The organism is Streptomyces mutomycini, assembly GCF_001700505.1.
GTDB classification, from domain to species: Bacteria; Actinomycetota; Actinomycetes; order Streptomycetales; family Streptomycetaceae; genus Streptomyces; species Streptomyces mutomycini.
On record NZ_MAPV01000155.1, the window covers coordinates 17,940 to 42,988 of the forward strand.

Sequence of the window (25,049 nt, forward strand, 5' to 3'; positions counted from 1 at the left end):
CACGCGGCGGGGTGCGGTGTCAGGCACGCGAGCCCTGCATGATCCGAGGGCACGCGAGCCCTGCATGATCCGAACGAGAGGCCGTAGGGTGAACGCCATGCGCTTCGGAGTGCTGGGCCCCCTCGCGGTGTGGACCGCGGACGGCGAACGGGTCCACATCCCCGAGGCGAAGGTCCGCGCGCTCCTCGCACACCTCCTGGTCCACCCCGGGCACCCGGTCTCCGCCGGCCGGCTGGTGGACGATCTGTGGTCGGGCGAGGAACTGCCCGCCCATCCGGTCAACGCGCTCCAGGGCAAGGTGTCCCAGCTGCGCCGGGTGCTGGGAGCAGCGGAGCAGGGCGGCCGGGAGCTGGTGGTCTCGCATTCCCGTGGGTACCTGCTGAGGACGGACGACGGGAAGACGGAGGTGGATGCCACCGTATTCGCATCGTCGGTGTCCGCTGCCAGGACCACCGAGGAACTCCGCGACCGGGAAGGCGCGCTGAGGGCGGCGCTCGGGCTGTGGCGGGGACCGGCGTTCGCGGGCCACGCCGACGAGCCGTTCGCCCGGGCCGCCGCCGTCCGGCTGGAGGAGGACCGGCTGGTGGCACTGGAGGAGCACGCGGAGGTACGGCTCGCACTGGGGGAACACCGGTCTCTGACCGGTGAACTCGGCGACCTCGTGGCCGGCCACCCGCTGCGTGAACGGCTCCGCGCGGCCCAACTGCTGGCGCTCTACCGGTCCGGTGGGCAGAGCGCCGCACTGGACAGCTACCGGGACCTCCGCGAACGGCTGGCCGCGGAGCTGGGGCTGGACCCCAGCCGTGGACTCACCGAGCTGCACAGGGCGATCCTGCGGCAGGATCGCTCCCTGGACGCCGGCCCGGATCCGTCTCCGGCTCCAGTACGCGCCCTTCCCCCGGCGCTCGCCCCTCCGCGCTCCGTCAGCACCGCGGCCGGCCCCGTGCCGCCGCCCGGTGGTGGTTCCCCCCGGCCCCGTACGAATCTCCCCGCCCCCGTGGGCGGACTCATCGGCCGGTCCGACGCCGTCGGCCGGGTCCGCGAGCTGCTGGAACGGGGCCGGCTGGTGACGCTCACCGGCCCCGGCGGGGTGGGCAAGACCCGGCTGGCGGTGGAGGTCGCCGGCCAGGTCCTGGCCGCCTTCCCCGACGGCGTACGACTGGTCGAGCTGGCCGGGCTGGAGCGCACGGAGGTCTCCGACGATGTGTGCACCCTGGCCGAGACGTTGCTCAAAGCCCTGGGCCTGGACCTCCGCGAGGACACGGCGGGCGGCCCCGCCCCGGCGTCCCTGGCCGACCGGCTCGCCGCCGCATTGCGGGACAGACGGATGCTGCTGGTCCTGGACAACTGCGAGCACCTGGTGGAGGCCGTCGCCGCCTGGGTGGAACCGCTGCTGCGCGCGGCCCCGCAGATGCGGGTGCTGGCCACCGGCCGGGAGCCGATCGGGCTGTCCGGCGAAGTGATGTGGTCCGTACCCCCGTTGGAGCTGCCGTCGCCCTCGGAGACGGATCCCGGGGCTCTGCTCGCGTCCAGTGCGGTACGGCTGTTCCTGGAGCGTGCCTCCAGCGCTCCAGGGTTCGCGCTGACCGGGGAGAACGCGGCGGCCGTGGCCACGTTGTGCCGCCGCCTGGACGGCATTCCACTGGCGCTGGAGCTGGCGGCCGCCAAGGTCCGCACGCTGGGGGTGCACGGCCTGGTGGCCCGGCTGGACGACCGGTTCGGCTTGCTGGCCGGCGGGTACCGGGGCGCACCCGCGCGGCAGCGGACGCTGCGGGCGATGATCGACTGGAGCTGGGAACTGCTGGCTCCGGCCGAACAAGTGGTCCTGCGCAGACTCTCGGTGCACGCCGAGGGCTGCACGCTGGAGGCCGCCGAGGCGGTGACGGCATACCTCCCGCGGAGGTGCTGGATCTGCTGGGCCGGCTGGTGGACCGGTCCCTGGTGGTACTGACCGACCTCTCCGACGGACCCCGCTACCGGCTTCTCGAATCGGTGCGGGAGTACAGCTCGGACCGGCTGCGCGCGGCCGGGGAGCTGGACGCCGTGCTCCGGCGGCACAGCGATCACTACCTCGCGTCGGCGGAGCACGCGGCGCGGCTGCTGCGCGGCCCGGAGCAGCGCCGTTGGCTGGAGCGACTCGACGCCGACAGCGCCGATCTACGCCGCTCGCTGGACCACGCGGTACGCGAGGGCCTCGCCGACCGGGCCCTGCGTATGGCTGACGCGCTGGCCTGGTACTGGGTGCTGCGCTGCCGCTTCGCCGAGGCACAGCGCTCGCTGACGGCGGTCCTGGAGGTGGCGGAAGCAGCGGCCGCGGTGGACGGCGCCGGCCCGGCGGATCCGTCGGCAGGACGGGCGGCCGCGTCACGCGCACGGCTCACGGCTCGCGCCCTCGCCTGGCGGACGGGTGTCGCGCTGCTGCAGGGCGACACAGCCGACGGCCCGGCGCGGATTGCCGCCGCTCTCACGGCGTACGCGTCCGTCGACGACCCGGAGGGCCACGCCATGGCGCTCTGGTTCCTCGGCTGGGCCCAGCTCGGCGTCGGGGACGTGACCTCCGGCGAGGACCTGGCGGACGAGGCGCTGTCGCGGTTCCGTGCCCTGGGCGACTCCTGGGGCAGCGCCGCCGCACTGAGCCTGCGGGCCCGGCACGCGCTGGCGCGCGGCGACCTGCCGGCGCTGCGGAGCGACGGCGAGCTCAGCGCCGAGCTGTTCGCCGGGCTCGGGGACGGCTGGGGGCGGCTGCAGGCGGTCTTCCCACTGGCCTCACTGGCCGAGATCACCGGTGACTACGCGGCGGCTGCCCGGCTGCACCAGCAAGGGCTGGAGCTGGCCGAGGAACTCGGCCTGTGGACCGAGGCCGTCAAACGGCTGACAGGACTGGGGCGGATCGCCCTCCTCACCGGTGCGTTTCCCGATGCCCGCGCCTACCACCGGCGCGCCCACGACCTGGCCTCGGAACAGAGTTACGAACCTGGCCGGATGAGCGCCCGGATCGGCCTGGCGCTCGGCGCCCGCCGGGAGGGCGACCTCGGCACGGCCGAGGGGCTGATGGGCCGCCTGCTCGCCTGGTACCGATCGGTGGACTACGGGCCCGGAATCACGCTGGCGCTGGCCGAGTTGGGTTTCGTCGCGGAGCTCCGGGGTGATGCGCGGACGTCCGTGGCCCGCCACCGCGAGGGTCTCGAAGCCGCCGCGAAGCTGGGCGATCCCCGGGCGATGGCGCTGGCTCTGGAAGGGCTCGCGGGCGCGCACGCGCTGGAGGGACGGCCACGGGACGCCGCGCTGCTGCTGAGTGCGGCGGCTGCCGCCCGGCAGCGGGTGGCGGCGCCGCTCCCGCCCGCCGAGCGCGGTGACGTGGACCGGATCACGGCGGCGGCCCGGGCGGCGCTGGGACCGGAGGCGTTCCGCGCCGCGTACGAGGAGGGGGCGGTGCTGGGCCCCGAGGAGGCGTACCTCCTCACGGGCGCCCCCTCCCCTGCACGGCGGCCGGACCGTGCCATGACAGCTCCCCCGGCCTGCTGAGAAGGCCGGTGAACGGGAGCGCCGTGTTCCGGGGCCGGGCCTTGCGTCCCGCGCGCTTCGTCCCTGCCCGCCTCCTGCCGACCGGGGCGACGGTCTTCCGGAGCCGGATGTGGGGCCTGCGCGGCAGGTGACCGCCCGTCCGCGGAAGGAGCTGCCGCGCTCCCGCGGGGAGCTGATGAAGGCCGGAGGGGTGCGGGTGAGGTGGCAGGCGTTTCCGTCGCACGGCATGGCACTCACTGTGGCGCCATCCTGGCACCATCCGGCACCACCTTCCATTCTCCGGCGGGCACCAGAGAACACATGGCACCACCTCCATCCAGACATGCGCCATCATGTTTATGCAGGTCAAAGCGGCAGGACCAGCGAGTCGGGCCCGGAATGCCGCACGACTGCCACATCACCGCTTGCATATGGCGCCACGATGGTGCCATGATGGCGTCATGGACCTCACGCCGTATGTCGACACCCTCCGCCGCGAACTCGCGGTGGCCGCCGAAGCCGGCGGCGAAGAAGCCCGCGCGCTGGCAGAGAGGCTCACCGCTCCCCTGGAGTCGGCGACCCGGCTGACCATGCTCAACGTGCTCTCCGCCGCGACGGACGAGATCACCCGCGAACTCGCCCCCGGCTCGGTCGACGTACGGCTGCGCGGGCTCGACCCCGACTTCGTGGTGACACTGCCGCCCACCGACACGGGCGCACCCTCGGAGCCGGCCGCACCACTCGACCCGCCGGCGAGCCCGGCCCCGGCCGAAGGTGACGAGGGCGGCACCGCACGCGTCAACCTGCGTCTGCCCGCCCACCTCAAGGCCCGCGCCGAGGAGGCCGCCACCCGCGAGGGCCTGTCGGTCAACGCATGGCTGGTGCGGGCCGTGTCGGCAGCGGTCGACGGCGGGACGCGACCGCGTGCGGCGGAGAGGGCCCAGACCGTCGGACAGAGCTTCACGGGCTGGGTGCGCTAGCCGCACCTCCGCCCGCTCCACTTCACCCACACCACGTCCCACCAGCAGGGACGCCCTGAAGACCCAAGAGGACGGGACAGCCATGCCTTCTTTCGACACTCCCGAAACGATCTCGGCCACAGTGCATGTGGAGGCCGGTTCCATCCAGTTCACCGCGGGTGACCGCCTCGACACGGTGGTCGGGGTGCGCCCCCGCGACCCTAAGAAGGACCTGGACGTGCGGACCGCCGACCAGACCGAGGTCACGTACGCAAGTGGCGTGCTGAACGTCAGGACACCCAAGTCCGGTCTGTTCGGGCGCACCGGCACCGTCGACGTGACGGTCGAACTGCCCGCGGGTTCACGCATCGACATGACCGGCGCCTGGGCCCAGGTGCTCGGCGAGGGCCGGCTCGGCGAGGTCCGGGTGAAGGTCTCGTCCGGTGACGTCCGCTTCGACACCACCGGTCCGCTGCACCTGAAGGCCTCCCACGGATCGATCACCGTGGACCGGGTCGAGGGCATGGCCGAGATCACCACCAGCTCCGGCAGCCTGCGCGTCGGGCTCGTCGACGGCCCCGCCGTCCTGAAGAACTCGCACGGCACCACGACCGTCGGCGCGGCGACCGGCGAGCTGAGGGTGAGTGGCGCCAACGGCGACATCGAGATCCGGCGCGCCGAGGGCCCGGTCACCGCCACCACCGCCCACGGCACCCTGCGCGTGGACGAAGTAGCACGCGGCACGGTGCAGTTGGAGACCGCCTACGGCGCCATCGACGTCAGCGTCCGTGAGGGCACGGCCGCCTGGCTCGACGTCCACGCGGGCTCCGGGCAGGTGCGTAACTCACTCACCGCATCCGAAGCCCCGGAGCGGTCCGAGGACACCGTCAAGATCCGCGCCCGCACCCGGCACGGCAACATCGACATCCGGCGCGCCAAGAGCTGACCCGGCAGACCCTGCCTCGACTCCAGCGCTCGTCAATCCACTCAAGCCTTCTATGGGAGGGCCACATGCCTTCTTCTGTCATGTCCACATCCAGTCGGGGTGGCGTTCCGCAGCCGCCCGCCGCCGTCTCCGCCGTCGGCCTGCGCAAGTCGTACGGCGACAAGACCGTCCTCGACGGCATCGATCTGCACATCCCGGCCGGGTCCGTGTTCGCGCTGCTCGGGCCGAACGGCGCCGGCAAGACCACCGCCGTGAAGATCCTGTCCACGCTCATCTCCTCCGACGGCGGGCAGGCTCAGGTCGGCGGCCACGACATCGCCACCGCCCCGCAGTCCGTGCGTGCCGCGATCGGTGTCACCGGGCAGTTCTCCGCCGTCGACGGCCTGATCACCGGCGAGGAGAACATGCTCCTCATGGCCGACCTGCACCACCTGTCCAGGAGCGAGGGGCGGCGGGTCACCGCCGAACTCCTGGAGCGCTTCGACCTGGTGGACGCCGCGAAGAAGCCCGCCCAGAGCTACTCCGGCGGCATGAAACGCCGCCTCGACATCGCCATGACGCTCGTAGGAAGCCCGAGGATCATCTTCCTCGACGAACCGACCACCGGCCTCGACCCCCGCTCCCGCCACACCATGTGGGGGATCATCCGCGAACTTGTATCCGACGGCGTCACCGTCCTCCTCACCACGCAGTACCTGGAAGAAGCCGACGAACTCGCCGACCGCATCGCAGTCCTGAACAACGGCAGGATCGCCGCCCACGGCACCGCCGACGAACTGAAGCGGCTCGTCCCCGGCGGCCACGTCCGCCTCCGCTTCACCGACCCGGCCGCCTACCGGACCGCCGCCACCGTGCTGCGACAGGTCACCAGGGACGACGAGGCACTCGCCCTCCAGATCGCCAGCGGGGGCAGCCAGCGCGAACTGCGCTCCGTCCTGGAACGGCTGGACTCGGCCGGCATCGAGGCCGACGAACTCACCGTGCACACACCCGACCTCGACGACGTGTTCTTCGCCCTGACCGGCGACACCGGCCTCCCCCACCAGACCGGCCGCACCAGCCGGACCAGCCAGACCCAGGAGGATGTCCGATGAGCTCCCTCTCCCTCGCCGTACGCAACTCGACCACCATGCTGCGCCGCAATCTCCTGCACGCCCGGCGCTATCCGTCCATGACCCTGAACCTGCTGCTCACCCCCGTCATGCTGCTCCTGCTCTTCGTCTACGTCTTCGGCGATGTGATGAGCGCGGGCATCGGGGGCGGCGGGGCGGACCGGTCCGAATACATCGCGTATCTCATCCCGGGGATCCTGCTGATGACCATCGGCGGCACCACGATCGGCACCGCGGTGTCCGTCTCCATGGATATGACCGAGGGCATCATGGCCCGCTTCCGCACCATGGCCATCAGCCGCGGCTCGGTCCTCGTCGGGCACGTGGTCGGCAGCGTGATGCAGTGCGTGGCGAGCGTGCTCCTCGTCGGGGCCGTCGGGGTGGCCATCGGGTTCCGTTCCACGGACGCCACGGCCCTGGAGTGGCTGGCGGCGTTCGGGCTGCTCGTGCTCTTCTCCCTGGCACTCACCTGGATCGCGGTCGGCATGGGGCTGTCCAGCCCGAACCCCGAGGCCGCCAGCAACAACGCGACGCCGCTGATCTTCCTGCCGCTCATCTCCAGCGCCTTCGTCCCGGTCGACGCGATGCCGGGATGGTTCCAGCCGGTCGCCGAGTACCAGCCGTTCACCCCGGCCATCGAGACCCTGCGGGGGCTGCTGCTGGGCAGCGAGATCGGGCACAACGGCTGGCTGGCCGTCGCCTGGTGCCTGGGGCTCGTCGCCCTCGGCTACTTCTGGTCCCGCTCGCTGTTCGGCCGCGACCCCAAGTAGCGGGAGGACCGGCCGGCATCCCGCCCCGCTCCAGGGCGGCGTACTCCGACACCACGTCGGCGTACGCCGCCCTGTCGCGCTCGGGGCTCCCGCGGTCGGTGCGGCTCGGACGCCGGCAGCCACCGGGCCCTCGACAGCGGGTGGCGTGTCGGCGCTCTCCCGGACTCTCGGCGCGATCTCCTGGTAAGCCACTCGACCGGCTGTCCGGAGGTTTCTGTCTCCCAGCGGTCGGACCAGGCCGGATCCGGCGACGACAAGGCCCCGGAAGGGACGGCGCGTCGCCTTCGTACCCAGGGATCTGCCGCCGCGCCAGGCTCTCCGTCCGTGCCGTGGGGCCGACCGGCCCCTGCGGTTGCCCTTCCGGCACCCCTGCCGTCCGGTCGGAGTGGGTGAGGCTTGGAGCAAGGCGTCGTCCTCATGAAGAGCGGATCATGTCCCGCGTCGTCACTGTGTGTGGAAGGACGCTGGCGAGTATGTGCGGCTGGAGCACCCACTGGAGGAGTTCGGCAGTGAAAGCAGCCTCTCGGAGCTCACGGTCCTGGGCCTCCGTGGCCTCGGCGGGTTTGCGGGATTCGATGCCGGGTCCGTCTCACTCGCGGTTCTGGCCCACGTGTGGTGTCCTCTGGTTCTGGTCCGCACCCGATCTGCGGGGAAAGCGGCCCGGCGCCCTCCGGGAGTGACGTCGGCCTCGGGCTGGACCTCCGAGGGCGAGCACGGAAGCTCTGTTCCGTGATCCCCGGAGGGCGAACGGAGCGTTTGACCCGAGACGGGAACCCGGAACCGGACGGAGAAGGGTGAAGAATCATGGCCGACCGATCGAAGAGTGACGCCGAAGGACCCGGGGCGCCGGCGACAGGCGACTTCGGCAGGCGTGTGGCGGCGCGACGTGCATATCTCGGACTGTCCCGACGAGACGTCGCGCTACGCACCGCCTCGGCTCCGGGATACATCGAGTATGTCGAGACGCATCCGGGCAGCCACGGGATGGGATTCATGCTGCGTCTGGCCCACGCCCTCGAGACGACCGTCGACGAACTCACGGGCGGCACTGTCGACCTTCCTCCCGGGGTGGGCCGTGCGGCCGGCCACCCCCAGCTGGTGGAGCTCAGCCAGAAGGAGTGCTGGATGCTGGTCGGCGACCATGGGATCGGCCGAGTCGTTGTGAGCAACCAGCGCGGCCCGGCCGTCTACCCGGTCAACTACGTGTGCGCAGAGAACCAGATCGCCTACAGAACCTCACAGGGATCCGGTCCCGCTGACGCGGCCGGGAAGGAGACCGCTTTTGAGGTGGATCACATCGATGACGCCTTCAGCCGGGGATGGAGCGTGCTGATCGTCGGCGAAGCCACAGCGGTTGTCGAGGCTCAGGCAATCGAGCGCCTGGAGCAGGAATCGGGATCGGTGACCCCCTGGGCCGGCGGAGAAAAGGATCTGTGGATCGCGCTGACAGCCAACAGGGTGACCGGACGACGCATTGTGACCGGCGAGCCGTAGAACCGTCGGAACTCCCCGCAGAGAATTGTTCTGCCGCGCCCTGTTCCTCACAACGAGAATTCACCTTCTCAGGTGCCTCTGGTCCCGGCCTGGCCGGAGAACTCCACCGCTCCCTCAAAGAAGCCGCCCCGGTTCCGCTGCCGTCCGCCCGTGATGCCTTGACGGCCATAGGAACGTTTTCGACTGAAGGTAAGTTGTTCAAAGGGAGCGTGTCCTGTCCCGAGGTCGAGGAAAGCATGACTCACCCACGCTGACGGTCATGCCCAGTAGGGGTCTAACGATGGGACATCTCACCGTCGCCGACCTGATGACACCATTGGTCATCAGCGTTCAAGGCGGCACCACATTCAAGGAAATCGCCCGCCTGCTCACCGAGTCCGGGGTCACCGCTGTGCCAGTCGTGGACGAGGCGGGACGTCCGATCGGCGTCGTCTCCGAAGCCGACCTCCTGCGCGACAGCACCGGCGGCGCAGCACGGAACGCCGCCGCGCTGATGAGCCACCCTGTCGTCACGGCTGAGCCCCGGTGGAACGTCGTGCACGCCGCTCGGGTGATGGAGGAGAACAGGGTCAAGCGGCTGCCCGTCATAGACGACGAGGGCTGCCTGGTCGGAGTCCTGAGCCGCAGTGATCTCGTTCAGGTCTTCCTGCGCCGGGATCGCGCGATCCAGGAGGAGATCGTGGAAGAGGTGGTGACCCAGACCCTTCGGCTCAGTCCCTCGTCACTGAACGTGGAGGTGTCCGAGGGGCTTGTGACTCTCAGTGGCACCGTGCAGGAACGCGACACCGTGCCGGTGCTCCTGCGCCTTTGCCAGAGCGTCGACGGTGTGGTGGATGTGATCGACCGTCTCACCTGTGAGGACGGTGTCCCGCCGCGCCCTGCCCCGGTTCCTGCCGACGAGGAGTAGACCCGATTCGCCCGGGAGACCTTGATGCCACACCCGGACGGGTGCAACCGGTCTTGCCCACCAGCCGTAGGCGGCCGGTGGTGTCGTACCGGCCCGGGAGCAGGACCTGGGGGCGGCGCAGAGGGCCCGTGACGCCCCCGATGAGTGCTTCGGTGGAGTTCCTGCCGCGGACCTTCGACCAGCCACGCACACCTGGCCGGTAGCGGCCCGTCAGGCTCCTCGGCCCCAGCGTGGTGCCCGGGTTCCGGGCCTGGCCGTAGGCATCTGCGGGAGGCGTCGCCCACCTGCGCGTCGGGCGGCTGGGCGTGGAATGGGTGTCCGTCAGCAGCGGGTCACTTCTTCTCGGGCCCCCCAGATACGGCGCGTGGCCCGCACTGACTGACCGGGTGCGGGCCTCGTTCATTGCTGCCGGCCAGCTCACGCTGGGGGCTCGCTCGGTGTGGTTGCAGCGTGCTTTCAGGTGGTGGCCTGCGGGTGTGCGGGGTTGAGGTAGTGGACGGTGGTCTGGGTGGAGTGCTCGGTGAGCAGGTTCTGGAGTTCGCTGGCGGCGGTTTTGAGAAGGTGGCCGTCGCGGGCGGCGTGGAGGGTTTCGAGGACGAAGGCGACGTGGGTGGAGTCTTCGGTTACGCGGGTGCGGTGGGCGTCGCGGTGGTTCCAGTGGCGGGTGAGGACGTCGGTGGTGTCGGTGTAGATGATCTCCCCGGCCTTGGGGTTCTCGGTCGTGTCGGGTTCGCCGAGCGGGGTGAAGGTCTCGCTGCTGTCGGCGTAGCGGATCTCGACATCGCCGGTGACGCGGTCAAGGTCGAATGCTCCGGCGGGCAGGCCGTGGCGGACGGAGACGGCATTGTAGGAATCGACGGCCGGGTTGATCCGGGGCAGAGAGCCCTTCTTGGCCAGGCGGCGGCCGAGGGCGTCGACACTGGGGCGGATGCGGCGGGGGTTGGTGCCGAAGGAGCGGTAGGCGGTGTGCCATGCCTCGATACGCGGGTCGCTCTCGACGGCGGGGGTCCAGGTGCCGGCGGCGAGCTGCTGCTCCAGGTCTTCCTGGGCTGCGGTGGTGGCGGGCCAGGCTTCCCGGCCGCGCAGGCCGGTGGCGGTGACGACGGCGATGAGGGTGTCGGGGAAGGCGTCGGCGACGGCGGGGCTGAGGCGGAAGCTGGTCATCGCGAGGGATTCCGTTCCGGGAGAAGGGGGTTGGGCGACAGGTCACGGCTTCCAGGTGCCGACGCGGTTCAGGCGGCGTATCTGCTGGGCCGCGGTGGGTGCGTCCAGGGCTCTGCCGCGTTCGGTGAGCCGGCGGGCGGTGTCGGTGCGCTGCTCGGCGGGCTTGTGGTCGTCGTACTTGAACTTCGCGCGGACCTCGGTGATGTCCAGGTGCAGGCCGCGGATGCCGGGCAGCATCCGCCCATAGGGGGCTTGGTCGGGGTCGATGGGGGCGTGGTCGCCGTCGGGCTGGAAGTGGGCCATCTGCCGGCGCAGCAGCTCGGCTTTGTCCTGTGGGTCGTCGATGATCGTGGCCTGGCAGGTGAACTGGACGGCCGCGTAGTAGCTGGTGGGGACGCCCTCGGTGGGCGGGATGCCGGGTTTGGCGCGCCAGGGGCCGGGGATGAAGGCGTAGTCGCTGGTGACGGTGAAGATGACGTTCGGGTCGACCTCGATCGTCTTCCAGACGGGGTTGGGGCGGGCGAGGTGGATCAGCAGAGTGCTGCCGTCGACGGTGAAGTGCGTGGGCACGACGATCGGCGCGTGTCCGAGCAGGCCGTTGACGCTGAGGATGCCGAAGTCGTGTCCGTCGGCGATCCAGGTCTGCCATTCGGCGTCGTCGAGGGCGGCGTCCCAGGGCTGGATGAACATCCGGGGTCCTTTCCGGGGTGCAGGGTCAGGCGAGGGCGAGGAGGCTGACGGCAGCGGCGGCGGTGCCCAGACCGATCAGCTGGGTGCGGTGGATGCGCTCGGCAAGGACGCTGCGGGCGAGTAGGACGGTGCCGGCCGGGTAGAGGGCGGTGATCACGGCGACGACGGCCAAGTCGCCGCTGCGGGCGGCGAGCAGGAACAGCAGGTTGGCCACAGAGTCCAGCACACCGGCCGCGGCCGACATCGCGTACGCGGGTTTGTCCGGGCCCAGCCGCCGGAACATCACACCGGCGGCGGCGAGCGTGACGGCGGAGGACACGGTGCGGCCGACGATCAACGGGCCGACACCGCTGTCGGAGGGCGCCTGGTGCAGGAAGACCAGTTGCAGGGCGATGGCGGCTCCGGCGCCGAGGGCCAGCAGCAGCGCGGTGCGTGGCGGGCGCACACTGCCGGCACCGTGCCCGGCGCTGACCAGCACCACCGCTGCCAGCGCCAGGGGCAGGCCGATCAGCCCGGCCAGCCCCAGGTGCTCGCCCTGCACCAGCCCCACGCCTACCGGCAGCATCGCCGAGACCAGCGCGGTCACCGGTGACAGAACGTTCATCGGGCCGATCGCGAGCGTGCGGTAGAGCAGCGCGAACGCGGCGGCCGACGCGACACCGGAGGCGGCGCCCCACGCGAGGGTGGCGGGAGCGAAGGAAGCGCCGAGGAAGGGCCACAGCAGCAACTCGACGGTGAGCGAGGCCGGAGCGGCGATCATCACGGTGCGCAGGACATGGGCCTTGCGGGCACCGAGACCGCCGAGGAAGTCGGCGCATCCGTAGGCCAGGGAGCTGCCTAGAGCCAGCAGCAGAGCAATCACAGCGGTACATCCCTTACTATCAATGGAACGACTACACCGTACAACGCACCGACCGAAAGTAGTCAACCGAACGACCGCGCGGTGCAGTGCACTGACCCTCTGACCCGAAAGGGTGGCAGCGATGGCCGAGACCGAAGCTGCGCTGCGGACGCTCGCGCACAATGTCCGCGCGGCCCGCACCCGCGCCGGCCTGTCTCTGGACGAACTCGGCCGACGCGCCAAGGTCAGCAAGGGCGCCCTGGTCGCACTGGAGAAGGCGCAGGGCAATCCGAACTTCGCCACCCTGGTCCGCCTCGCCGACACCCTCGGCGTCTCCGTCTCCGCGCTGATGGAGGGCAGTCCCGAACAGCATGTCCGGGTGGTGAGCGCCGATGCCGTCATGCCCCTGTGGAAGGGTGAGCGCGGCAGCGAGGCCCGGCTGATGCTGACCACCAGCGGCCTTGCGGCCGCCGAGGTCTGGCGATGGACACTGGAACCCGGCGAGGAGTACCCCAGCCACCCCCACCAGGCCGGTGTCGTGGAGACCGTCAGCGTCACCGCCGGACGAATGGTGCTCGTCGTGGACGGCGCCGAGCACTCCGTCGAGGCCGGGCAGACCGCCACCTTCGACGCCGACCGCGCGCACACCTACCGCGGCTCAGGAGCCGAACCCTGCCACCTGATCATGACCGTCCACCTCCCCCCAGGCCCCGCGTAGCGCCTCAACGGCCCCAGACGACTTGGCAGTCAACAAGACCAGCAGGTCACCCGTGATCTCCATCAGACCGACGTCCTCAGCGACGGCGAAGCACTCGCCCGCCATCACGCGCGAGGCATCAGAACCCATCTCGCGCGGCTGCCTTGCTCCCGGCGCTCTGAACAACGAACGTTGCTGAAACTCGGGTTCTGGCACAGATCTTGGGGAACCGTCGCCAGAGCGTGACATCGGTGTTCGATTGCGAGAGGCTGGCTCGTGCGAGACGGCGTACGCCTTGACGTCTGACAGCCGGAAATGACGCTCCATCAGGTTTCTGCTGGCCGCTGCTGCGGTCGCTTGTGGACGGTGATGGTGCTGGTCATGCAGACCGATGCACCGTTCTGGGATTCGCTGGTGTTCGCCGGGATCGACGAGGTGGATGTCGAGGCGGTCACGGCCGCGTTCGGCACGGTCGAAGTGGTGGCGAGAGGTCGCACGGCCGGGGCGGCGTGTCCGGACTGCGGCCGCTTCTCGGACCGGGTCCACGACCGATACCAGCGCAGGCTGAGGGACCTTCCGCTCGCTGACCAGGGCTCCGTGATCCGGCTGACGGTCCGACGCTTCATCTGCGGGTTTGCGGACTGCCCGCGCCGGACGTTCGCCGAGCCGTTCTCCCGGCTGACTGTCCCGCACGCGCGGTTTACCACGCGGCTCAACCACACCCTTGGGCAAGTGGGGCTTGCCCTGGCGGGGCGGGCCGGCGCTCGGCTGGCCACCCAGCTGGGTTTCGGCGTGGGACGGATGACCTTGCTGCGCAGGGTCATGGCACTGCCCGATCCACGGTTCCGCACGCCGCGGGTGCTGGGCGTGGACGACTTCGCGCTCCGCCGCGGCCAGACCTACTCCACCGTTCTGACCAGCGTCGAAGACCACCGGGTGGTCGATGTGCTCCCGACCCGCGAGGCCGGGCCGCTGGCCGCCTGGCTGGTCCGCCACCCCGGCGTGGAGATCATCTGCCGCGACCGGGCGGGCGCCTACGCCGAGGGCGCCCGGCGCGGTGCACCCGATGCTCTGCAGATCGCCGACCGGTTCCATCTGTGGCAGGGCCTCGGCAGGCCGTGGAAACCTGTGTCGCATCCCACCGCGACTGCCTGCGCACCCCGACGTCCAGCGGCACGCTGCCGGAGGCCACCCGACCGACTTCAGGGCGATCGCAGGACGACGCGGAGCCCGCCGGCCGGCGGGCCGCGCGGAAGAAGGCCGCACACGCCCTGGTCCACGAGATGCTCGCCCAGGGCCACTCACGCCGGGCGATCGCCCGGCACCTGGGCTGCGGCCTGAACACCGTGCTTCGGTACGCGAACGCCGCACGCTGGCAGGACACCATCCGCGACAACCGCCCCCGGCCCAGCAGGCTGGACCCCCACAAGCCCTACCTGGAACGGCGATTCGCCGAGGGATGCACCAGCGTCACCCAACTGCACGGCGAGCTGGTCGCCGAGCAAGCTCCCGTCACCTAGGGCATGGTCCGAGCGCACATCGCCACCTTGCGCGGGACTCCGTCCGCAGCACCACCGAGGCCGCCGACGGACGGCAGGTGACCGGCTGGATCACCCGCCACCCTGCCGCCCTGAGAGAGGAAGACCGCGCCAGCCTCAAGGATGTCCTGACCCGCTGTCCCGAACTGGACACGGCGGCCGGACACGTCCGCGATTTCGGCGAGATGCTCACCGGCCGCCTCGGCGCCACGCTCCCCACCTGGATCGAAGCCGTCGACGCCAGCCAGCTGCCCGGGCTCACAGGATTCGCACTCCACCTGCGCCGTGACCTCGACGCCGTGACCGCCGGCCTCACTCTGGACTGGAGCTCGGGCAGCATCGAAGGCGCCGTGAACCGCATCAAGAAGATCAAGAGACAGCTCTACGGACGAGCCGGTTTCCACCTTCTCCGGAAGATGATCCTGCTGCAGTAGCCCGGAAGCAGGCATCTTGCGATGCGGGTTCGGCGGGCCAGAACTTCGTGTGATCACCCTTGTGTGTGCCGCCTGCGCCCGCCCTCCGACGGGTATCGCCGGCCCCTCACCCGTTCACGCCCGCTGATTGACCTGGTGTGTTCGGGCGAGCAGACGGCATGGCAGGGCTTGTTCTGAAACCCCGCTGTCTGTGTCTGGTTCCACCCGATACAGCAGAGCCTCAGGTGTGAGTGTCACGCAGTCCGTCAGATGGCCGTTGGTGAATAGCGCGCCGACTCCGTCTTCTACTGCCCAGCCGGCCGGAAGCGCGCGGCTTGCCACAGCCGCCTGATAGGACGCTCGTCGGCCCGGTTCACTGTCGTAGTGCGGGCAGACCGAGCCGGACAGCAGGCTCAGCCCATCGGAGAGGTGGGTCAGTGGCCCAAATGAGTCGGTGTGCGAGCCCTCGGCCCAGCAGTTGGCACCAGCGCTGATGCCGCACAGCAAGGTCCCTCGGTCGAAGGCCTCGCGAAGTAGCTGGTCCACGCCGTGCGCGCGCCAGACCGCCAGCATGTTCGCGGTGTTGCCCCCACCCACATAGACCACGTCCTGAGAGAGCAGGAACGTGCGCAGTTCGTCGTCATCGAGCTCCCGCCGGAACAGCTGCAAGACGCTGGGCTCGCACGAACGTGACCGGTACGCCTCGAAGAACTGCTCGATGTAGGCGGGCGCGTCGCCGCTGGCTGTAGGGACGAAGCACACCTTTGGGCGACGAACGGGCACCTGACCGAGCACCCAGTCATCCAGTAGACCGTCGTCGTCGGTGGAGAAGCCGCCTCCAAGAAGAGCCAAACGACGTTCCGAAACGACAGTCATGAGGGGGTGCCTCCTCAGATCACGATGCAGATGCGCATGACGCCTGAACCGTGTCAAGCCATCGGCCAGGTCCGCAATCGAATAGCCGCCTCCGCGGCCCGAGGATTTGTCCATCCAGGACAGGCTCAAATGCGGACGCGGAACGACGGCCAGTCCGCCACCCCCACGCCGTAGTCCGCAAAAGTCGGACCACCATCAAAGTTCGGTGAGGCAGAACATTCTGCATGGAGTCGAGGGCTCAGCCTCCCGCATCATCGAACACCACGATGACTCTCCGTGATCACTCCCCAAGATTTGTGCCAGAACCGAAACTCGCCTACGTCCCACCCTGCGTTGGAGTCGGCGTCGCAATGGTCAAACGGTCAGCTCCAAACCGTGGCTACAAGACGCCTTCGACGGTCAAGGCATACGTGCGTCCGTGGTGGCCGGGCTCGGTCAGCGCCACCTGTGCGACCGATGCGATGTCCGCGGGGTGGATGGTCGGCAGCGCGGTCTCGGCGTACGGCGCGCGGACGGTCTCGCGGCCACGGATGGACGCAGCCCACATCAGGGCGTTCGAAGCGAACTGCGTCGGCCGCAGGATCGTCCAGGCCATGCCGGTTCCCTTGAGTAGTTGCTCCACCGCCAGGTTCTCGTCGGCAGGGCCGAGGTGCGGGTGGGTCTGGACGGTGATGGACGACACCAGCACGACGTGCTCCACTCCCGCCTGCCGGGCGGCTTCGAGGATGTCGGCGTCCGAGCCCAGACGCGACACAAGAAACAGCGAGCGCACCCCCTTCAGCACGGACTTCAACGACGTCGGCTCTGCGAAGTCGCCCTCCACGGCTTCGACCCCTTGGGGGAAGACGGCCCGTGCGGCATCATGGGTGAGCCCTCTCAGCGGCCCGACACCGCGTGCGTGCAGCTCCTTCAGCAGGGCACTGCCTATGTTTCCAGTGGCTCCGGTCACGAGGATCACGAGCGTGTTTCCCGTCGTCAGATGATCGAGTAGGCGACACGCCCGCCCTGGACCCCCTCCACCACGAGACGGCATGAGGCACCGTTCACCGACCACCGGCTGGCGCCACCGTGGACGCTCTGCCCGTGTCGACGTACAAAGCTCGGGAGATTCCTGTCATCGACGGGGATGACAGGGCACGCTGCATCACCCACCGCATCGCCCGCAAGGGAGTACGTGAACGTGCACAGTCGAGTACGGATGAACGTGCCTACCCGCGGGCGTGGCCAGGCGTCTTCTTGACCTGAAGCGTGATGGCGCCGACCACTTGGAAGTCATCTCATTGGGCGAGCCTGCGGTCGCAGATGAGGGTGCAGGCGATGCTGGTGAAGGCGAGGAAATGGTCGGCCTTGCGTTCGTAGGTCGGTGGAGGCGGCGGCAGCCGGCGAGCCAGGCCATGGTGCGTTCCACGGTCCAGCGGTCGGACGTCGCTCGATCAAGGTCACTGTGGACCGGTACGGCCACCTCGCACAGAACGGTCAGGAGCGCTGCCGTCAGGTCGTCGAGGCGGCCGTAGGTCCCTACGTGCTCAGGTCAGGCCGAGCGAGCGCAGAACGCGGTGCTGACCCGGTGCTGGATTGGCGGGCCAGTAGACGTAGCAGACCCCGCCCGTACCCCCTCTGACCTTGCCGGTCGCGTCGTAGCGCTTCGTCCGGAGCCAGATGTTCTCCCACTCGCGCCGCTGGTAGACGCGGCGCACCGCGTCGTTGGACGGGGATGCCGGGTCGTTGGCGATCACGTCGCCTTCGGCCGTGAAGCCGATGACTGTCATCAGGTGGCCTGATGTTCCGTAACCCGCCCCCGTCAGCTCGCCCTTCAGGAACGACTGGGACGTTATGACCGGGATGCCCGCGGCGATCAGCTTCTCGAGGTCGTCGAGCGAACCGAGCCTGGTGACCACCGCGTTCATGTCCTTGTACGTCGAGGCATAGGCGGCGTTGAAGGGCCAGTTGCCGCATCCCTCGTACTGGTAGTCGAAGGTGTAGCGGGCCGCGTGGCAGACCTGTGGGTCGGCGAGTTCCGGCTTGACCCAGGCCAGGTCCTCGGCGGTCGGCGTGCGGCCCCAGTACTCCACGATCATCTGCGAGGAGGTGGGGCTGCACCACGCCTCACCACCGTTGTCGTACTCCGGGTACTCCCCCACGTGGACGTTCTGCGAGTAGCGGGGAACCGCCAGCTCCCGGGTGATGCCGGGAGCGGTCGCGGGGACGGTGAAGCGGTCGGGGACGTCCGAGGCCATGGCGCCGATCCGGTGGACCGTGGGCGTGAGGCCGGTGCCGGGGGTGCGGTGGAGGGTGAGCCTGAGGCGGTAGGACACGAGCCGCAGTCCGCTCGCCGCGTCGTCCAGGGAGAAGGTGTCGGTCCAGACCGTGCTCCTGCCGTCGGTCTGGTCGTCCACGGAGGTACGGCGGATGTCCGTGTCACCGGCGGCCCATCGGCCCATCACGTACCAGGGCGTGTCCGTCCCGTCCGAGTAGCTGCCGCGCAGCTCGATCTGGATCCAGGTACCCGTCGGGGTGTGGGCGTTCCAGGAGGCGATCACCTCGGTGGCGGGGACGGACGAGCGGTGGACCGGGGAGGTCCAGGTCGCGTAGTCCCAGGTACTGGTCGTGCCGGTGTGCGGGTCGGTGTAGTCGGTGCTTCCGGCGGGCTTGGCGATCACCAGACCCGGGCGGCGGCCGGCGACGGCGCGGGTCCCCACCGAGGTGCCGCAGCGCCAGTCGGTGTAGGTGGTCCAGAAACGGTTGTCCACGAGCGAGGCCGCCGCCGGGGATGAGGAGGTGCGGGAGGGTGCGGCGCTCGCCGGGCCGGCGGAGGCCGCGGCACCCGCGCCGGCCGCTGCCGCGAGCGCGGCGGTGAGCACGGTTCTGCGTGAAGTCGGTCTTGTCATGGGCGTGACCCCCGGTCGTTGAGCGGATTGGGGCTGCGGATGCCGAACGTGCGCCAACTATCGCGGGTCGGGGCCGGATCCTGCCAGTGATTCGTCCCGCGCCGCAGCACCAATATTGGTCTGGTCCACTGGCGTGACCTGCACAGAAGTGAGAAAGGGGCCCTCAGAACCTCGTAAAGTGGAGACATGGACGACCTCGCGGACCACGCGCGCAGGCTGCGCTCCCTGCCCCCGTCGTGCGGGCCGGTGCGGCTGATCGCGGTCGACGGCCACGCGGGGTCGGGCAAGAGCACCTTTTCCGGCCGTCTGGCCTCGGTCCTCGGCGACGCCCCCGTGCTCCGCCTGGACGACCTGGCCACGCACGAGGAGCTCTTCTCCTGGACGGACAGACTCCGGGCGCAGGTCCTGGACCCGTTCTCGCGAGGGGAGACCGCGAGATACGCCCCGTACGACTGGACGGCCCGGCGCTTCGGGCCGCCGCGGACGCTGGAGCCGGCTCCCGTAGTGCTGATCGAGGGGGTGGGGGCGGGCCGCACCGCGGTGCGGCCGTTTCTCGCGGGGCTGCTGTGGATCGAGGGGGACAGCGAGGCGTCCTGGGAGCGGGGCAGACACCGCGACGGCCCCGGACTTGCGGAGTTCTGGGACGGCTGGACCGCAGCGGAGCAGCGGCATTTCGACGCCGACCCCTCCTACCCCTTCGCCGATGCGGTGATACGGCGGACACCCGAGGGGTACGTGTGGCTGGAAGGACCTCGCACGACAGCGGTGGCGAGTCAAATCATCACGGACAGTGAAGCGTGAGGGATGCCAGGGCGCCCGGTGGGTAAAAGCCCGGCAGGCGCCCCAACTCGGCTTGACCGAGGGGCGGTACAGGTCTTACGTTCTCAATGTGCGGCTTTTCGAAGCCCCCGCAGACACGAAGCCCCCGGTTGTTCCCCCGTGACCGGGGGCTTCGTTCTGCCCTCCCGCCCGAGTGCGGCAAGCCTTTCGATCACCCTCGGTCACCGCCCCTGAAGCGCCGGTATCGCACTTAACCGCTCACTCCCTGTACAGGTACGATGCCTCTCGGGTGCGGTCAATTCCCTTCCCCAGCACGGTGATTAGGTGCGCCGCGATGGGCATGCTGTGCGGGCGGGACATTCCGGGGGCACGCTTTGTGGGGGACCTGATGGACATCGGCACGCCGGGCATGCAGGCCCCGGCCGACCTTGCCTGGCTGCGCGGAGTGGACGCCTACACCATGGGCGCGTACCCGCAGGCCGAGGAGGAGTTCAGAAACGCGGTCCGGCTGGATCCCGGCATGGCGGACGGCTGGCTCGGTCTGCACGCGCTGCGGATCGACACCACCACGGCACTGTTACGCATGTACCGCCATCGCGACCGCTTCGGTGAGCAGCGCACCCGTCATCGCCGCACGCTCAACTCGTGGTACTGGCTCGGTTGGTGGGTGCAGCCGGTGCTGGAGAGCCCGCGCGATCTGCTCCTCGCGCACGCCTCGCACTGGCTGGACGGCCGCCATGTCCCGGAACTGGACCGGGCGTTGGCGGGCCTGCCGCCCGTCGACACCGATGCCCAGGTGCGGTTCCTGCACGCCTGCCGCTCCTATCTGGTCAAGGACTGGGAGCAGTTGGTGCGCACCACCGAGCAGCTCATCGAGGATCCGCTGCTCGGCATCGAGGCGGGTCTCTTCGGTGGCATGGCACGGGTGCGTCTGGAGATGTACGGGCAGGCGGAGCCCCTGCTGTCCGCCGCGCTGATGCGCTGCCGCAGCGAGCAGCCGCAGCGCAAGGAGCTGCGCTACTGGCTGGCGCGGGCCCACGAGGGCACCGGCCGCAGCGCGGCGGCGCTGCCGCTGTACCGGGCGGTGCACCGTGTGGACCCGGCGTTCATGGATACCTCGGCCAGACTCGCGGCGATTTCCGAGGGGGACGGCTACGACGAGGCCGCCGATCTCGCCCCGGTGTCGCTGGCGGGCTTCGGTTCGGACGGCACGGGCGTGGAGACCCGGACCGACGGGGAAACGGCGCTCGGCACTGACCTGGTGGACGGCCCCGAGCCCTGGCTCGGCGGCGCCCCGCAGGGCCTGTCCACAGGTGTGGTGCCACCGTCCGGGCCCGGCGGTGACGGCGCGCGGCGGAAGCCGGGTGCGCCGCGGGCAGCCGCTTTCCCGGCGGGGCCGAGCGACCCTGTGATGCTCGCGGAGGCCTTGGCCAAGCTGGAGCGCATGGTCGGGCTCGACCCCGTGAAACGTCAGGTCAAAGCCCTGTCCGCCCAGCTGAACATGGCGCGGCTGCGGGCGGAGCAGGGGCTGCCGGTGCAGCCGCCGAAGCGCCATTTCGTCTTCTCGGGCCCGTCCGGGACGGGCAAGACCACGGTCGCCCGCATCCTGGGCCGGGTGTTCTACGCACTCGGGCTGCTGGGCGGCGACCACCTGGTGGAGGCCCAACGCTCCGACCTGGTAGGCGAGTTCCTCGGACAGACTGCGGTGAAGGCCAACGAGCTGATTGATTCGGCGCTCGGCGGGGTGCTGTTCGTGGACGAGGCGTACAGCCTCTCCAACTCCGGTTACAGCAAGGGCGACGCGTACGGCGACGAGGCCCTGCAGGTGCTCCTCAAACGGGCCGAGGACAACAGGGACCACCTGGTCGTCATCCTCGCCGGCTACCCGGAGGGCATGGACCGGCTGCTCTCCACCAATCCGGGGCTCTCCTCACGCTTCACCACGCGCGTCGACTTCCCGAGCTACCGCCCCCTCGAGCTCACCGCGATAGGCAGGGTGCTGGCCTCCGACAACGGCGACGTGTGGGACGAGGAGTCCCACGACGAACTGCGCAGCATCAGCGGACACGTGGTCGAGCAGGGCTGGATCGACGAGCTGGGCAACGGCCGTTTCCTGCGCACCCTGTACGAGAAGAGCTGCGCCTACCGCGATCTTCGGCTGTCCGGTTACGCCGCCGCGCCGACCCGGGACGATCTGGCCACCCTGCGGCTGCCGGATCTGATGCAGGCGTACGGCGAGGTGCTGTCGGGGCGCGGTCCGGTGGGCCGGGGGAAGCAGGACCCCGGGGCCCTGTGAACCCGGGTCTTGCCGAAAGGCCGCCGGACGGTCCGGTGGGACCGCCCGGCGGCGGGGATCAGCTGGGCGCAGTCACCCCGCGGGTGCCATCGCCTTCGGCGCCTCCACAGTGCGGCGGGGCACAAAGACGCGGTGGGCCGGGTCGCGGACCTCGCCCACGAGCATCTCAAGGACGTCCTCCATGGCGACCAAGCCGAGCACCTTGCCCGAGGCGTCGGCGACCTGCGCGAGATGCGTGGCCGCACGTCGCATGACCGTCAGGGCGTCGTCCAGGGGGAGTTCCGCCCGCACGGTGGCCATCGGACGCCAGATCTGCTGGGGAACGGCACGCTCGCCGTCCTCCAGCTCCAGGACGTCCTTGACGTGCAGATAGCCCATGAACGGGCCGCCGCCCTCCGCACAGACGGGAAAGCGCGAGTAGCCGGTCCTCACGGTCAGCTCCTCCACACGGCGCGGGGTGACTGACGGGTCCACCGTCACCAGGGACGCCCGGTCGAGCAGAACATCGGTGACGGGCCTGCTGCCCAGCTCGAGGGCGTCCCCGAGCCGTTCCTGTGCCTCCGGTTCCAGCAGGCCGGCCATGCCCGCGTCCTCCACCAGGCGGTTGAGCTGCTCACTGGTGAAGACGGCCTCGACCTCGTCCTTGGGCTCGACCTTGAAGAGCCTCAGCACGAGATTGGCGCACGCCCCGAGCGCGGAGGTGACGGGCCTGCAGAGCCGGGCGAACCCGACCAGGCCGGGGCTGAGCCACATCGCGGTCTTCTCGGGAGCGGCCATCGCCAGGTTCTTCGGGACCATCTCGCCGATGACGAGATGGAGGAAGACCACGGAGACGAGGGCGACCGCGAAGCCGAGCGGGTGGACGAGCCCCTCGGGCACGTGCGCGGCGTGGAAGACCGGTTCCAGGAGATGCGCGACGGTCGGCTCGGCGACCGCGCCGAGCGTGAGGGAGCAGATGGTGATGCCGAACTGTGCGGCGGCCATCATCTGCGGCAGGTTCTCCAGGCCGTACAGGACCTGTCTGGCCCGGCTCGACCCGCCTGCCGCGAGCGGTTCGACCTGGCTGCGCCGTACGGAGACGAGCGCGAATTCGGCGCCGACGAAGAAGCCGTTCGCCAGCACGAGGAGACCGGCGAGGACCAGCTGTACGAGGCTCATCGCACGGCCTCCAGCAGATCCTGGGTCAGCCGCTCCGGCCGCTCCGGCTTCTCCGGCCGTTCAGCCGGGGGTGCCGGTACGTCGTTCAGCCGGACGAAGCGGACCTGCTCGGCACGGTAGTGGCCGACCTGGCGGACGGAGACCCGCCAGCCTGGCAGTTCGGCGCGGTCACCCGGTGCGGGGATGCGCCCCAGCAGATCGGCGACCAGCCCCGCCACGGTCTCGTACGGCCCTTCGGGTACGTCAAGGCCTATCCGCAGCAGGGTGAGCACCCGGGTGCTGCCCTCCACGTCCCATCCGGCCCGTCCGTCGTCGGCGACGACGGACGTCAGCTCGGGTCGGTCGGCGCCTTCGGCGTCGTGCTCGTCCCTGACCTCGCCGACGAGTTCCTCGATGATGTCCTCGAGGGTGACGACACCGGCGGTGCCGCCGTACTCGTCGACCACGACGGCGATCGGCTGCTCGCTGCGCAGCCGCTTGAGCAGCTGTTCGACGGGCAGGGTCTCCGGCACCAGGAGCGGCGCAACGGCGATCCGGCTCACCGGGGTCCGCAGCCGGTCCTGGGAGGGGACGGCCAGCGCGTTCTTGAGGTGGACCATGCCGACGACCTCGTCGATGCGGTCCCGGTAGACGGGAAAGCGGGACAGGCCAGTGGCCCGCGTGAGGTTGAGGACGTCCGCCGCGGTCGCCGACGACTGCAGGGCGCTGACCTTCACCCGCGGGGTCATGACGTGCTGCGCGGTGAGTCCGGCGAGGGACAGGGTCCGCACGAAGAGATCGGCGGTGTCCTGCTCCAGGGTGCCGGCCTCGGCGGAGTGCCGGGCCAGGGAGACGAGTTCACCGGGCGTCCTGGCGGAGGCGAGTTCGGCGGTGGGTTCGACACCCAGGAGCCTCACCAGCCGGTTCGCCACGGCGTTCAGTGCGGTGATCACCGGTCGGAAGAGGGCGGAGAAGCGGTGCTGGGGCCCGGCGACGAAACGGGCGACCTGGAGCGGCCGGGAGACCGCCCAGTTCTTCGGCACCAGCTCGCCGACCACCATCTGCACGGCGGAGGCGAAGAGCATGCCGATCACGACGCTCACCCCGGGAACGGCCCCTGAGGGCAGTCCGGTGGCGGTGAGCGGTCCGGCGAGCAGCTGGGCGAGCGCCGGTTCGGCGAGCATGCCGACGACCAGCGAGGTGATGGTGATGCCGAGCTGGGTTCCGGAGAGCTGGAAGGAGAGTTCTCGCAGGGCGGCGACGACGGTGCGCGCCCGGTGGTCGCCTTCGGCGGCGGCGCGTTCGGCGTCCGGCCGTTCCACTGTGACGAGCCCGAATTCGGCTGCCACGAAGAATCCGTTGGCGAGGATGAGAAGGAATGCCGCGAGGAGCAGCAACAGGGGGGTGGTCATGCCGCCGCCTCCGGAGAGAGGGCGGCGCAGGTACTACCGGACGATCCGTCCATTGCTGGAGGGAGTCACTCCTTGAGTCGCAGGAATGTGCCCCGCGGGCCTCGAAGGCCTTCTGGTGCGGGGCGGGGCGCACACCCGGTGCGCCACCGGTCCCAGAATAATCGGGATCGGGCCGTACTGGGCAGGGGGCTCAGCTGTTCTCCGTGACGTCGTTCACTCCGCTGCCGTGGAACTCGGCGAGGGCGCGGAGTGTCCGCGCGTCCCTGATGGCCCGTTCCCTGGCGAGTCCGGGCTGGATGCCGAGGGCGGGCATGCTGGTGCCGTCGCTGAGATCGAGGAAGACCCAGGGGTCACCGGCGCGCAGATTGACGCGGAGGATCTCCGCCCAGGCGAGGCGGCGGGTGCGGGTGATGTTGACCACCGTGATCCCCGCCTCGTCGGCGGTGATGCGGGGCCGGCTGAGCAGGGCGAGGACGCCGAAGAAGAGCAGGGCGACGAAGACGAAGCTGGTCCGCTCCCCCGCGCTGAGGTTCTCCAGGATCATCGCGACCGCGGTGATGACGACGAACATCGCCGCCCCGACGGCCAGCAGGACCACCCGGGTGAGGGTGGGGCGGAAGGTGGC

General features: G+C 70.1%; 23 protein-coding genes and 1 pseudogene. 15 read left to right on the forward strand and 9 right to left on the reverse strand.

Annotation, left to right across the window (positions count from 1 at the left end):
• Window positions 1-97: 97 nt before the first annotated feature.
• The 9 genes from BFF76_RS34820 to BFF76_RS22050 all read left to right on the forward strand — a co-directional run bounded on the left by BFF76_RS34820 (window position 98) and on the right by BFF76_RS22050 (window position 9,692).
• On the forward strand, window positions 98-1,951 hold the full coding sequence (locus BFF76_RS34820; RefSeq protein ID WP_338058042.1) for an AfsR/SARP family transcriptional regulator: 1,854 nt from the start codon (window positions 98-100) through the stop codon (window positions 1,949-1,951).
• Window positions 1,903-3,525 (forward strand): ATP-binding protein, encoded by a 1,623-nt coding sequence (locus BFF76_RS34825; protein WP_338058043.1) that lies wholly within the window; start codon window positions 1,903-1,905, stop codon window positions 3,523-3,525. The genes BFF76_RS34820 and BFF76_RS34825 overlap by 49 nt, the downstream gene beginning before the upstream one ends.
• Before the next feature lie 440 nt (window positions 3,526-3,965).
• The gene (locus BFF76_RS22025) at window positions 3,966-4,484 is read left to right on the forward strand and encodes a toxin-antitoxin system HicB family antitoxin (protein WP_065848895.1); all 519 of its coding nucleotides are present in this window, start codon (window positions 3,966-3,968) and stop codon (window positions 4,482-4,484) included.
• 82 nt (window positions 4,485-4,566) lie between these two features.
• Window positions 4,567-5,409: a DUF4097 family beta strand repeat-containing protein gene (locus tag BFF76_RS22030; RefSeq protein ID WP_065848896.1), complete on the forward strand. Its 843-nt coding sequence runs from the start codon at window positions 4,567-4,569 to the stop codon at window positions 5,407-5,409.
• 65 nt (window positions 5,410-5,474) lie between these two features.
• Window positions 5,475-6,503: an ATP-binding cassette domain-containing protein gene (locus tag BFF76_RS22035; RefSeq protein WP_107418470.1), complete on the forward strand. Its 1,029-nt coding sequence runs from the start codon at window positions 5,475-5,477 to the stop codon at window positions 6,501-6,503.
• Window positions 6,500-7,291, forward strand: a complete 792-nt coding sequence (locus tag BFF76_RS22040) for an ABC transporter permease (protein ID WP_065848897.1) — start codon at window positions 6,500-6,502, stop codon at window positions 7,289-7,291. Before BFF76_RS22035 ends, BFF76_RS22040 begins: the two co-directional genes overlap by 4 nt.
• Before the next feature lie 475 nt (window positions 7,292-7,766).
• Entirely contained in the window at window positions 7,767-8,024 is a 258-nt protein-coding gene (locus tag BFF76_RS34595) for a universal stress protein (protein ID WP_338058044.1), read from the forward strand.
• 71 nt (window positions 8,025-8,095) lie between these two features.
• Entirely contained in the window at window positions 8,096-8,785 is a 690-nt protein-coding gene (locus BFF76_RS22045) for a helix-turn-helix domain-containing protein (protein ID WP_065848898.1), read from the forward strand.
• Between the two features lie 280 nt (window positions 8,786-9,065).
• A complete protein-coding gene (locus BFF76_RS22050; protein WP_031097864.1) occupies window positions 9,066-9,692 on the forward strand; it encodes a CBS domain-containing protein in 627 nt (208 codons plus the stop codon).
• A 456-nt stretch (window positions 9,693-10,148) separates the two neighbouring features.
• Here the strand turns inward: BFF76_RS22050 and BFF76_RS22055 are convergent, their stop codons facing one another.
• From BFF76_RS22055 to BFF76_RS22065, 3 genes are read right to left on the reverse strand one after another with little or no spacing between them, the layout of a single operon-like run.
• A complete protein-coding gene (locus BFF76_RS22055; protein WP_053929079.1) occupies window positions 10,149-10,856 on the reverse strand; it encodes a B3/B4 domain-containing protein in 708 nt (235 codons plus the stop codon).
• A 42-nt stretch (window positions 10,857-10,898) separates the two neighbouring features.
• Window positions 10,899-11,546, reverse strand: coding sequence for an FMN-binding negative transcriptional regulator (locus BFF76_RS22060; RefSeq protein WP_031097862.1), 648 nt, complete (start codon window positions 11,544-11,546; stop codon window positions 10,899-10,901).
• A 25-nt stretch (window positions 11,547-11,571) separates the two neighbouring features.
• The gene (locus tag BFF76_RS22065; RefSeq protein ID WP_065848899.1) at window positions 11,572-12,408 is read right to left on the reverse strand and encodes an EamA family transporter; all 837 of its coding nucleotides are present in this window, start codon (window positions 12,406-12,408) and stop codon (window positions 11,572-11,574) included.
• Between the two features lie 121 nt (window positions 12,409-12,529).
• On the opposite strand from BFF76_RS22065, the gene BFF76_RS22070 reads away from it, so the two are divergent.
• The 4 genes from BFF76_RS22070 (at window position 12,530) to BFF76_RS33975 (ending at window position 15,056) form a co-directional block, all read left to right on the forward strand.
• The gene (locus tag BFF76_RS22070) at window positions 12,530-13,105 is read left to right on the forward strand and encodes a helix-turn-helix domain-containing protein (RefSeq protein WP_031097860.1); all 576 of its coding nucleotides are present in this window, start codon (window positions 12,530-12,532) and stop codon (window positions 13,103-13,105) included.
• 360 nt (window positions 13,106-13,465) lie between these two features.
• Window positions 13,466-14,425, forward strand: a complete 960-nt coding sequence (locus BFF76_RS33965) for an ISL3 family transposase (protein WP_244167320.1) — start codon at window positions 13,466-13,468, stop codon at window positions 14,423-14,425.
• Complete coding sequence (locus tag BFF76_RS33970; protein WP_244167321.1) at window positions 14,368-14,604, forward strand: helix-turn-helix domain-containing protein; 237 nt, start codon at window positions 14,368-14,370, stop codon at window positions 14,602-14,604. The genes BFF76_RS33965 and BFF76_RS33970 overlap by 58 nt, the downstream gene beginning before the upstream one ends.
• 77 nt (window positions 14,605-14,681) lie before the next feature.
• Entirely contained in the window at window positions 14,682-15,056 is a 375-nt protein-coding gene (locus tag BFF76_RS33975) for a transposase (protein WP_244167322.1), read from the forward strand.
• 114 nt (window positions 15,057-15,170) lie between these two features.
• Here the strand turns inward: BFF76_RS33975 and BFF76_RS22085 are convergent, their stop codons facing one another.
• From BFF76_RS22085 to BFF76_RS22095, 3 genes and pseudogenes are all read right to left on the reverse strand, one after another.
• Entirely contained in the window at window positions 15,171-15,911 is a 741-nt protein-coding gene (locus tag BFF76_RS22085) for a Type 1 glutamine amidotransferase-like domain-containing protein (RefSeq protein ID WP_065848900.1), read from the reverse strand.
• 397 nt (window positions 15,912-16,308) lie between these two features.
• A pseudogene (locus BFF76_RS22090) lies at window positions 16,309-16,869 on the reverse strand (SDR family oxidoreductase); the annotation flags it as partial.
• A gap of 568 nt (window positions 16,870-17,437) precedes the next feature.
• Entirely contained in the window at window positions 17,438-18,799 is a 1,362-nt protein-coding gene (locus BFF76_RS22095; RefSeq protein ID WP_065848901.1) for a peptidase C39 family protein, read from the reverse strand.
• A gap of 186 nt (window positions 18,800-18,985) precedes the next feature.
• Between BFF76_RS22095 and BFF76_RS22100 the strand changes: the two genes are divergently transcribed.
• Complete coding sequence (locus BFF76_RS22100) at window positions 18,986-19,600, forward strand: uridine kinase family protein (protein WP_031097858.1); 615 nt, start codon at window positions 18,986-18,988, stop codon at window positions 19,598-19,600.
• Between the two features lie 367 nt (window positions 19,601-19,967).
• A complete protein-coding gene (locus tag BFF76_RS22105; RefSeq protein WP_234351794.1) occupies window positions 19,968-21,875 on the forward strand; it encodes an AAA family ATPase in 1,908 nt (635 codons plus the stop codon).
• Between the two features lie 72 nt (window positions 21,876-21,947).
• On the opposite strand, the gene BFF76_RS22110 is transcribed toward BFF76_RS22105, so the two are convergent.
• The 3 genes from BFF76_RS22110 to BFF76_RS22120 form a co-directional block, all read right to left on the reverse strand.
• Window positions 21,948-23,033, reverse strand: a complete 1,086-nt coding sequence (locus tag BFF76_RS22110) for a hemolysin family protein (RefSeq protein WP_031097857.1) — start codon at window positions 23,031-23,033, stop codon at window positions 21,948-21,950.
• Window positions 23,030-24,424, reverse strand: a complete 1,395-nt coding sequence (locus BFF76_RS22115; RefSeq protein ID WP_053929082.1) for a hemolysin family protein — start codon at window positions 24,422-24,424, stop codon at window positions 23,030-23,032. Before BFF76_RS22115 ends, BFF76_RS22110 begins: the two co-directional genes overlap by 4 nt.
• A 190-nt stretch (window positions 24,425-24,614) precedes the next feature.
• A partial coding sequence (locus BFF76_RS22120) for a PH domain-containing protein (RefSeq protein ID WP_065848902.1) occupies window positions 24,615-25,049 on the reverse strand: 435 nt, incomplete at its 5' end.

Bases quoted from the DNA above. Each gene is read 5' to 3' on its own strand.
- BFF76_RS34820 (WP_338058042.1), top strand. From the start codon at position 98: ATGCGCTTCGGAGTGCTGGGCCCCCTCGCGGTGTGGACCGCGGACGGC.
- BFF76_RS22025 (WP_065848895.1), top strand. From the start codon at position 3,966: ATGGACCTCACGCCGTATGTCGACACCCTCCGCCGCGAACTCGCGGTG.
- BFF76_RS22030 (WP_065848896.1), top strand. From the start codon at position 4,567: ATGCCTTCTTTCGACACTCCCGAAACGATCTCGGCCACAGTGCATGTG.
- BFF76_RS22035 (WP_107418470.1), top strand. From the start codon at position 5,475: ATGCCTTCTTCTGTCATGTCCACATCCAGTCGGGGTGGCGTTCCGCAG.
- BFF76_RS22040 (WP_065848897.1), top strand. From the start codon at position 6,500: ATGAGCTCCCTCTCCCTCGCCGTACGCAACTCGACCACCATGCTGCGC.
- BFF76_RS22045 (WP_065848898.1), top strand. From the start codon at position 8,096: ATGGCCGACCGATCGAAGAGTGACGCCGAAGGACCCGGGGCGCCGGCG.
- BFF76_RS22050 (WP_031097864.1), top strand. From the start codon at position 9,066: ATGGGACATCTCACCGTCGCCGACCTGATGACACCATTGGTCATCAGC.
- BFF76_RS22055 (WP_053929079.1), bottom strand. From the start codon at position 10,856: ATGACCAGCTTCCGCCTCAGCCCCGCCGTCGCCGACGCCTTCCCCGAC.
- BFF76_RS22060 (WP_031097862.1), bottom strand. From the start codon at position 11,546: ATGTTCATCCAGCCCTGGGACGCCGCCCTCGACGACGCCGAATGGCAG.
- BFF76_RS22070 (WP_031097860.1), top strand. From the start codon at position 12,530: ATGGCCGAGACCGAAGCTGCGCTGCGGACGCTCGCGCACAATGTCCGC.
- BFF76_RS33965 (WP_244167320.1), top strand. From the start codon at position 13,466: ATGCAGACCGATGCACCGTTCTGGGATTCGCTGGTGTTCGCCGGGATC.
- BFF76_RS33970 (WP_244167321.1), top strand. From the start codon at position 14,368: ATGCTCGCCCAGGGCCACTCACGCCGGGCGATCGCCCGGCACCTGGGC.
- BFF76_RS22085 (WP_065848900.1), bottom strand. From the start codon at position 15,911: ATGACTGTCGTTTCGGAACGTCGTTTGGCTCTTCTTGGAGGCGGCTTC.
- BFF76_RS22095 (WP_065848901.1), bottom strand. From the start codon at position 18,799: ATGACAAGACCGACTTCACGCAGAACCGTGCTCACCGCCGCGCTCGCG.
- BFF76_RS22100 (WP_031097858.1), top strand. From the start codon at position 18,986: ATGGACGACCTCGCGGACCACGCGCGCAGGCTGCGCTCCCTGCCCCCG.
- BFF76_RS22105 (WP_234351794.1), top strand. From the start codon at position 19,968: ATGGACATCGGCACGCCGGGCATGCAGGCCCCGGCCGACCTTGCCTGG.
- BFF76_RS22110 (WP_031097857.1), bottom strand. From the start codon at position 23,033: ATGAGCCTCGTACAGCTGGTCCTCGCCGGTCTCCTCGTGCTGGCGAAC.
- BFF76_RS22115 (WP_053929082.1), bottom strand. From the start codon at position 24,424: ATGACCACCCCCCTGTTGCTGCTCCTCGCGGCATTCCTTCTCATCCTC.